Here is a 2983-nt window from a genome sequence, read left to right as displayed (position 1 = left end):
TCATGAAAGTCCTCACCATAATATCCACGATTTTCATACCGCTTTCCTTCGTGGCCGGTGTTTATGGAATGAACTTCCACTTCATGCCTGAACTTGAGCTTAAATGGGCCTATCCAATCGTACTGGGAGCGATGGTCGCAATCGCCGGAGCCATGCTGTATTTCTTCCATAAAAAAGGCTGGTTCAGGAAAGATTGAAGCGAGGTCAAAATATATGTAAGTGCCGATCATTCCTAACTGTGCAGTGTTTCATCTTTCTAATTGTTCACCGAGTATGAAAACGACCCTCTCTACGAATTCGATCACCTTGCTTAAATGGTTATTGTATTCCCGTACAAGGTCGTTCAGCGATTCCACAGCCCTACTCCTCTTTCCAGCGGTATTTTTTATTCTTACGCAGAGTTTCAAGGTCACAATTCAAGCAAAGTCCGTTATGACAGCATATAATGCCGCCACACTCGTTGCAGAGCCATTTTATCTCTTCCTCTTTCAAAAACAGCTCTACGGAATTGTCGCGGATGAACTCAAGGTTCTCTATCATGCTCATATGATATTTCGTGCGATAGCGCTTATCCAGCGTCTTCAATCGTTTACAGGGAAAAACTTCACATTCATGGCAGAAGCGGATCTTTCCCTTCGCAAGCAGCTCGCACTGATCGCCCATGTGGATGCAATTCTCCCCCCTCGGGATACAGCCGGGACAGTACTTTTTGTGAAATCCCCGCCTTTTCAGATCGTTTTTCATCGACTGATAACTGATGCACAGACTGCAATTCATACCGCATGGTGCGATTAACTGCTCTTCCATACGCCACCTCTTTTAGACATGATCTATTAAGCCGATCCTGTGCATTTCTCCTGATAAATCATACCATTTAATAGATGGGGCGCGAGGGGACGGAGAGGCAAGAGGGAGGTATGAGGTAAGAGGTTTGAAGATCAAGATCTGAGAACCTTCTCACCTCACACCTCTCATACGATACAAGAGAGTACGAGACGGAAGAGATTAGATCCCGTATAAATACATTACGGGATGACAGTCTCACTCCCTTCACGTCGCGAAAAACGGGACAGACGCCAGGAGCCCGTAAGTCCCTATTTTCGCTCTCGCCTTCTTGTGAGCAAAGAGAGCTCTAAACGCTCTTTTTCGTGTTTTTACCGACAATCCACAACGCACAACCCACTCTGCTCTGTCCCGGTATTCCTGTGTAGATTTCAAACGCTCTATTGCCTTCTGAAAATCGGATAATAGAGATCAAACTGGACGGTAGATTCATCGAACCAGTTCGGGGAAATTATCTCTTCCAGACACTGATGGTTTCCACCACAGTACTCATCGTTACTTTCGACCCACCGTGATATCGCCTTCCAGTTCTCTGCTATATCGTGAAGGTGGGTGCTGATTACAGCATATAGTCCGCCGGAGAAATCCTTAATTCCCACTCCGTCAGAAGGCTCCGTTTTCTCAGTGACCGTAAACCAGACTTCGTAGCCGTACTCTTCGCTTTCAGGAGAAGGCGAAGGATTGTTGAACCCGAAGTTTCTTGTTGAGAAGAGTTCTAGCAAACCTCTTCTAGAGGCCCATTTCTCCATTACTCTCAGCGCGTCGTACTCGGGACTCTTCCCGCTGGACCTGTAATATGCTACCTTGCACGGCTTCAATTGAACAATCCTTACATCAAGGCCTTCTCTCGGGTTTCTCACTTTTTCTACCTCCTCGCAAGATCTTGTTTGTTGCCCATCGTCTTCACTATGATGGAATCCGGCCATTATTTCCGAAAGTTTCACGCCGACACCGCCGTCGAGATGTACCAGCAGTTTTTCTATTCTGGATCCCTCTCGACTGATAGTATTACTCTCATCCTGCAAAGCTTTCAGCCTGTTGACCAGTGAGGTTCTGAATTTTTCCACATCGTACATCGTAAGGACTTTTAGAATCTCCTTCATGGATAAACCGAGACTTTTCAGAAAAAGAATTTCTTCGAGCTTTTTCAGAGAGGCTTCATCGTAGTAACGGTACAAAGACTCTTCATTTCGAAAACTCTTGAGCAAACCGATCTCTTCGTAGTATCTCAGAGTACGACAGGATACGTCGAAAGCGGAAGCCACCTCACCGATCTTCTTCATTCAGATCACCACCCGGATAGAACGTACTCAATCTGACAGAGGAGATTATACTTTTTGCCGTAACGTGAGAGTCAATACCATCCACGCTTATAACTCATTGAGAAAAAACCATTGTGTCTGCCACTTGCTTAATAAAAAAGGTGTCCTCCAGACCTCTGGAGGACACCTAAAGAGGTAGACCAAATCTTTCTTTTTATGTGGATCAAGAAACAACAATCATAATAAATACCTGTTGCCTGTTTCAGAGATCAGATTTACTCATTCCTACTTCAGATCAACAGTCGTGGAGATGACTCCGCCTCTGGTAGAAGAGAATGTGATCGTCGCGGTTCCCGTGCCAGTGACTGTCCAGGATACCGTCTTGGATGTTTCCCAGGTCGGCGAGCCGATGTCGGTGAACGGTCTGTCAAGAGGATTCTCAGGAAGTGCACCGGCGAAGAAGCCGATGGTCTGGGTCGAACTCTCTCCGGAGGCCAGTTTTAGACCCTCCAGTGTTATTCTGGCCGTCGACTGTCTAACCATCTTGACAAGCCATGCCTGCTTCAACGCGTCAGGGAGGAATCCGTTGTTGGTTACCGTTGCGGTTATCGTCCTCGAACCGTCTGCGTTGGCCTTGACGTTGATCTCTGTGAATTCGAGTTTCGGAAGCGACTTGGCAAGCATGAAGTTGAACCTGTTCTCAGCCTCTACTGCCAGCTCCAGGTACATTCCAGCAGGCGGGTTCTGCGACCAGAACTTCGGGTTTGTTCCACCGGCCTCGACCGTGCCGTATTCGGGGTGCTCTGCAGGCGTCCAGGGGAGGAAGTACGCTCTCTCCATTCCCTTTACGTTGTCCTGTATCCAGAGCCAGTCCCAGG

The 2983-nt window shown here is 47.3% G+C and carries 3 protein-coding genes and 1 pseudogene; 1 reads left to right on the top strand and 3 read right to left on the bottom strand.

Features of this window, described 5'->3' with window-relative positions:
- Positions 1 to 197 (top strand): CorA family divalent cation transporter (locus PKX57_RS11830; protein WP_472417514.1); only part of this gene is annotated, 197 nt, incomplete at its 5' end.
- 163 nt (positions 198 to 360) lie between these two features.
- Here PKX57_RS11830 and PKX57_RS11825 read toward each other — a convergent pair.
- The 3 genes and pseudogenes from PKX57_RS11825 to PKX57_RS11815 form a co-directional block, all read right to left on the bottom strand.
- Entirely contained in the window at positions 361 to 807 is a 447-nt protein-coding gene (locus PKX57_RS11825; protein WP_213920640.1) for a DUF3795 domain-containing protein, read from the bottom strand.
- A gap of 416 nt (positions 808 to 1223) precedes the next feature.
- Positions 1224 to 2126 carry an effector binding domain-containing protein gene (locus PKX57_RS11820; RefSeq protein ID WP_472417512.1) on the bottom strand — a complete coding sequence of 301 codons (903 nt, stop codon included), beginning with the start codon at positions 2124 to 2126 and terminating at the stop codon, positions 1224 to 1226.
- 264 nt (positions 2127 to 2390) lie between these two features.
- Positions 2391 to 2983 (bottom strand): annotated as a pseudogene (locus PKX57_RS11815) (hypothetical protein); the annotation flags it as partial.

The organism is Mesotoga sp. (genome assembly GCF_035363035.1).
GTDB lineage: Bacteria > Thermotogota > Thermotogae > Petrotogales > Kosmotogaceae > Mesotoga.
Note: the sequence above shows the minus strand (reverse complement) of the source record. Positions and strands in the feature narration are given on the sequence as shown.